The sequence below is a fragment of the Niallia sp. Man26 genome (genome assembly GCF_022049065.2).
Taxonomy (GTDB): Bacteria; Bacillota; Bacilli; order Bacillales; family Cytobacillaceae; genus Niallia.
This window is the reverse complement of sequence record NZ_CP095748.1, coordinates 1-5063: the sequence shown is the minus strand read 5'-3', so window position 1 is coordinate 5063 and position 5063 is coordinate 1. Positions and strand designations below refer to the sequence as shown.

Annotated in this window: 6 protein-coding genes; 2 read left to right on the top strand and 4 right to left on the bottom strand. The window is 37.3% G+C overall.

What is annotated here, in order from left to right; translation table 11 throughout:
* Positions 1-510: 510 nt before the first annotated feature.
* Positions 511-672: a hypothetical protein gene (locus tag L8T27_RS28610; RefSeq protein ID WP_237944454.1), complete on the bottom strand. Its 162-nt coding sequence runs from the start codon at positions 670-672 to the stop codon at positions 511-513.
* Between the two features lie 611 nt (positions 673-1283).
* Between L8T27_RS28610 and L8T27_RS28600 the strand changes: the two genes are divergently transcribed.
* Positions 1284-1475, top strand: a complete 192-nt coding sequence (locus tag L8T27_RS28600; RefSeq protein WP_237944453.1) for a hypothetical protein — start codon at positions 1284-1286, stop codon at positions 1473-1475.
* Between the two features lie 74 nt (positions 1476-1549).
* On the top strand, positions 1550-2083 hold the full coding sequence (locus L8T27_RS28595) for a DUF3967 domain-containing protein (RefSeq protein ID WP_237944452.1): 534 nt from the start codon (positions 1550-1552) through the stop codon (positions 2081-2083).
* A gap of 24 nt (positions 2084-2107) precedes the next feature.
* On the opposite strand, the gene L8T27_RS28590 is transcribed toward L8T27_RS28595, so the two are convergent.
* The 3 genes from L8T27_RS28590 to mobV form a co-directional block, all read right to left on the bottom strand.
* The gene (locus L8T27_RS28590) at positions 2108-3142 is read right to left on the bottom strand and encodes a protein rep (RefSeq protein WP_237944455.1); all 1035 of its coding nucleotides are present in this window, start codon (positions 3140-3142) and stop codon (positions 2108-2110) included.
* A 270-nt stretch (positions 3143-3412) separates the two neighbouring features.
* A complete protein-coding gene (locus tag L8T27_RS28585; RefSeq protein WP_237944451.1) occupies positions 3413-3841 on the bottom strand; it encodes a cytidine deaminase in 429 nt (142 codons plus the stop codon).
* A 40-nt stretch (positions 3842-3881) separates the two neighbouring features.
* Complete coding sequence (mobV, locus tag L8T27_RS28580; protein WP_248574519.1) at positions 3882-5048, bottom strand: MobV family relaxase; 1167 nt, start codon at positions 5046-5048, stop codon at positions 3882-3884.
* Positions 5049-5063: the final 15 nt, after the last annotated feature.

Sequence of the window (5063 nt, the reverse complement as noted above, 5' to 3'; positions counted from 1 at the left end):
ACTCTTGAATTTTTTCATATGTATGACCGCAAAACTCATCAAGACCACCCCCAAATATATCTCCCTCTAACCATTGTCCGAGAAAGAACTTTATTTGTAAAGTGGAGCTCACTATACTTTGCACGCAAAGTTCCATGTGCTCTGCGAGGCTTTTCGGCTCCGCCGAGCCATGCGCTGCATGGCAAAGAAAAGACCGAGGGGCTACTCGCCCCACCCCCAGCCAACGTAGCACGTTGGATCGCTTAATCGAACTCCCCAACCCCTCAATCCTTGAGGGGCTCCCTCGCCGGTAGGCAGCTCAAAAGGTGTTGCCTTTTGAGACACCAAAAGGGTCTTGGTGAAGTGAGTCTGTCAACTCCTTATCCTCCCTTCGGTCCGGTACCGTTGACAGACGCCATACGGGACTCTCTCGCCTTTTTTAGGGGTTGCCCCTAGTTTTACCCCTAAAAAGTAAGAAAGACGCTTCAAGAGCGTCTCTCGTTATTCTGGAGATCATTAGTATTACCTTTATTACTTTTTTTGAAAATGTTCTTTGTAATATAAATAATCAACTTTATGTTTTGTTGACATTAATTGAGTTGCTAATATTGCCGTGTAAATTGTCGTTAACCCTAATGCCACTACGGCTAGTAAATTTAAATTGCTTTTATTAATGCTACTGTTACTATTCATACAAGCTCCCCCCCTTTCTTTACTACGATCTTTCTAAATTAGATTCCTTAATACCATAAGTTTTTATTCAAATGCCACATAAAATTCAATGTCATTCCCCTTGTTTTAGGGTGGAGGCTGGCAAGGGGGTTTGGGGGAAGCCCCCATATTGCGTAGACCAGTAAGGCAAAAGAGAAAAATCATGAACGGAAGCTCTGGCGGTTTTGGCGGTACAATGGCTCGAGCAAGCCGATTTCCTAATTCCTCGTTTTAGGTACGTCGGCTTTGATTTTAAAGGATTTAATAGTTTAATAGGTTGCATAGCTTGTGCAATGTATAGGTTGCATAGCTCATGCAACCTATTGCAATAGAATGATGTTATTTTGCATATAGTTACTGCATTTTCAAATGGCTGATGATACCATATTTGCAATAAGAATTGACATATTAAAAATGGGTACTTCTAACGTTTATGTAGTCAATCAAGACCTAGCTTGGACAGACCGAAACAACCTAAAGAAATATGTAAAATACGACGGAAAAATCCTTGTTAGTCGTAAAGAAAATAAAGACTATCAATATCGAAATCAATTTGAACGCTTAAAAACTTTACTAGAAAGGAAGAATTTAAAATGAAAATAAAATTCGACTATAACAACGTAAAACCCCAAACTATAGCTGAAGTTTTAGAGTATTTCATGAATGAATTTAAAGACTTCAAAATTAAAGAAAACAGGGAAGAGATAGGACAGGTTTGTTCTATTGCGCTATTCTGCCCAGTTAGTTCAACAAAGAAAATTAAAGTTATTTCTAATTTTCCATAAGGTAGTAGGTTATTGCGGAACTGCTGTAGAAAGTTAATATAATATTCCATTTCCTAGATCTGGAGGGTTTCGAATTGGAAAAACAATTATTAACTATGGCTCAAATCGCAAAACAATTAAATCTTGCTGAATCTACAGCAAGATTTTATAGAGATCGTTTCGAAAATTACATACCATCTGTTGGTGAAGGAAGAAAAAAACGATATAAACAGGAGACAATCGAGGTATTGCGGTTCATTGCGGAAGGATTTAACCGCAACCTAACCGCAACGGATATCGAGGACGGTCTATCCCGCATGGTTGCAAGAAATATTGAAGTTGAAAAAGAAACCGCAATAACAACAGCAGCAACGCAGCAACAACCAGAAAACGAACTAAAACACTATAATTTGCAACTTCAAATTGCACTCAAGCAAATGAGTGCAACTATGAAAATTATCGCTGACCAAAAAGAAGAGATTGCGGAATTGCGAAAACATATTGCTGATGTAGAGAGCAAACTAGAAGAACGAGAACCGAAACTAATAGAGTCCATAAGAGAACTACAAGAAACTAAAAAAGAAATTGCAGCTACTCACCAAAAAAAGTGGTGGCGATTTTGGAAATAACAAAAAGAGTAGCTACTTACATAGCTACTCAATCACATAATTTTTTAATCCAATATGCCATCTTGCTATCACATTAAAAGTACCGTTTGCCACTTCATCATCTTCTGAAATATTGACGAGATCGCCATCCTCCGCATCTCCCAAATTCAGCTCCTTATGAATTTCCTTCAGTAATCCACCGTAACCAATCAACCTTTTATAAGCCAGGGCGTTATCCAACGCTAAAACGGTTTCAACATTTTCCTCCGTTACCTTATTTCCCTTGATTACATCTGTATCTTTTACTGGATACTTCGATACTTCTAAAATAGCATTTTGTTCTTTGATAGCATTTTTCAAATCTTTTTCATAGGTTTCTAGTTCATCTAATTTTTCTTTTGGTTTAACCTTTTTTATATGTACAATCGGTGTGTAATCTAACTTCATAGCCTTTTTCCAAAGGCTTGTCCATTCTTCATGCGTTATGTAAAACTCTTTTTTCTTGAAGTAACTTGCAGGAACGCATAGCAACACATGAAAATGAGGGTGATACGTTCCGAACGATTCACTTTGAGGATCTCGGTTTTTTGTAACCTCCAAAGCTCGAAAGAAGCCTTTCACAGACGTTTTAAGAGTTTTATATTGCATCATCCTTCTAAAACCCTCAAACATCGCTGAAATCGTTTCAGGTAGGACCTCAGCATCCGTATTTTTGACGGTGAGGGTCAAAAACAACCAACAAACGTTTTCACGCTCATTAACCGTCTCTACGACCCGTTTATTATGATAAGCAATTTTTAACGATCTTCTCCAGTTACACATAGGGCATAACCTCACTTTACAGAACCATGCTTGGTAGAGTTTCAATGTTTCTTCCGTATGCTTAAATACCAATTGAGTTGCACAATCCTTCATCCGTTCAGCTTTACTATGTAGTCCTGCAACCTCGAAATGTTCAGCTGTTAACACCGAACGCTTTTTCTTACCTTTCCAATCGCGTTCCTTGCCCGATTTTGTCTTATCCTCCAATATTTTTGGAGTTGATTTATCGGGCGGTTCAATGTTATTATTTTTGTACATGATTTTATTAATCCGCCTTTCTCGAAAAGGCATAAAGAGCCCTCTGTTTTATTGGTTGTTTCTCGACAATTCAACCTTATCACAGAGGCTTTTTTCTGTCCACCTATAAAAACCGACTCAAAGCCAGTCGTACCAAGGCTTCAAGCCTGTTTTTGAAAATGACATTGTTTCTATATGTATCAAGATAAGAAAAAACACAAAAAAGCCCCCAAAAAAAATAGGGCTTTTTAAGTTCAAAACCACAAAAACAAAAGCCATCAAAAACTACGTTTATGATTCTCGACTATATTTAAGTGGAATTAGTTCACTAATTTTTGTTTTCTGTAACTCTCCATCTATATCTAAAATAATAAAACAATCTGGTGAATAATCGGAAATTAATTCCCTGCACATCCCACACGGACTAACTACTCTTAACTCTCTATTCTTTTCATCAGAATAAGGATGTCTAACGGCAACAATTGTATCAAAGTATCTTTCTCCGTTTGAAATTGCATTTCCAATCGCGATAGCTTCAGCACATACTGTAATCCGTCCAATATATGCTTCTATGTGTACCGCAGAAACAATATTTCCCGACTTTGTTTTTAACGCTGCTCCTACATGATGTCTATCGTCTTCATAGAGGTTAGTAATTTTACTTTTAGCTTCATCAATTAGTTTAAAATCATTTTCTGTTAAAGGATAAGTTTTCATCATTTTCCCCTGACTTTTTCTTATTTATTTAAGAGAAATCTTATTATCTTTCAAAATCCATTTCTCTGTCTTTCCCTCTGCTCACCTTTTTTTCTTGTTCATTCTCTTTCACTTTCAAAAATACTTGAGCTCCATTCACTTCTTGCTCGTCTGTAAAATGCTTTTTTAATAATCGCTCTCCCATTTTATCTAAGACTTGGGCCTTAAAAGCCCCAATATGATGGCTGAAGTCCTGTACTTTATCTTTGTAATAGCTTTTTACCTTTTCAAGGGTACGGGTTAAAAAAGTATTTTCTCTAACTAATTCTTTATTTTCATTTCTCAAACGGTCATTCTCTTTTTTCAACATGCTATTTTCATCTTCTAGCCGATCATTTTTTTGCATCTCATCAATCCAATAGCTCTCAAACTCATCAGATTTAGTTTTAAGCCCCTCTGAAGCTTTAGCAAGCATTTTAATACCCTCAAAGTCTTCTTGGGCTAATTCGACCGTTTTTGAGCGAATTAAGCCACCCTTTTCTTTCACTTCCACCTCGTCCACTTTTTTAACATGGTCTAAAGACTTTCCTAGGTCGCTTAAGCGACCCTCTACGTCCTTAATGGACTTCTCCAGCATTTTTTTATCTTCTAGCTTTTCTTTTAATTCATTTTCTAATGATTTTACTTTTTCCTTTACGGTTAACGCTTTGAAACGATTGGCTTCTATATGTCTTCGGTCACTAGAGACACCACGCTCTAAGTCAAATCCCTTTTTTGTCACATGCTCATGAAATTTATCTTGAAGTTGCTGCAGTTCTGTTTTTTTACCAAAAAACTGTTTAGCTGCCAATTTACCTTCCGAAGTAATCGGAACCATCCCCACATGCATATGGGGCGTTTTTTCATCTTTATGTACAACCGCATACACCATATTTTTTTCACCATAACGATCCTGGAGAAACTTCAGGCTTTCTTCAAAGAATCGCTTTTCTTCTCGTGGATCTAAGCCATCGAAAAACGCTTTGTCTGACGTGACGACAAAAGAGCATAATTTTACCGCATCTTTCCTTATCGCCCTTTGGCCTGTATAGCGTTCGTCAATTTCTTGTTGAATGCGCTCGTCATAATCAATCGGAGCATGATTCAGCAAATCATAATTCAAGGAAGAACGCTCCTTATCAATGTCCATATTCGTCTGACTTTCTTTTTCTCGTTGATTATGAATCTGCATGCCTTTGACGTCCGC

What these genes read in the sequence shown, in the direction of transcription:
- L8T27_RS28590 (WP_237944455.1), bottom strand. Translation starts at nt 3,142, where the DNA reads ATGTACAAAAATAATAACATTGAACCGCCCGATAAATCAACTCCAAAA.
- mobV (WP_248574519.1), bottom strand. Translation starts at nt 5,048, where the DNA reads ATGCAGATTCATAATCAACGAGAAAAAGAAAGTCAGACGAATATGGAC.
- L8T27_RS28585 (WP_237944451.1), bottom strand. Translation starts at nt 3,841, where the DNA reads ATGATGAAAACTTATCCTTTAACAGAAAATGATTTTAAACTAATTGAT.
- L8T27_RS28610 (WP_237944454.1), bottom strand. Translation starts at nt 672, where the DNA reads ATGAATAGTAACAGTAGCATTAATAAAAGCAATTTAAATTTACTAGCC.
- L8T27_RS28600 (WP_237944453.1), top strand. Translation starts at nt 1,284, where the DNA reads ATGAAAATAAAATTCGACTATAACAACGTAAAACCCCAAACTATAGCT.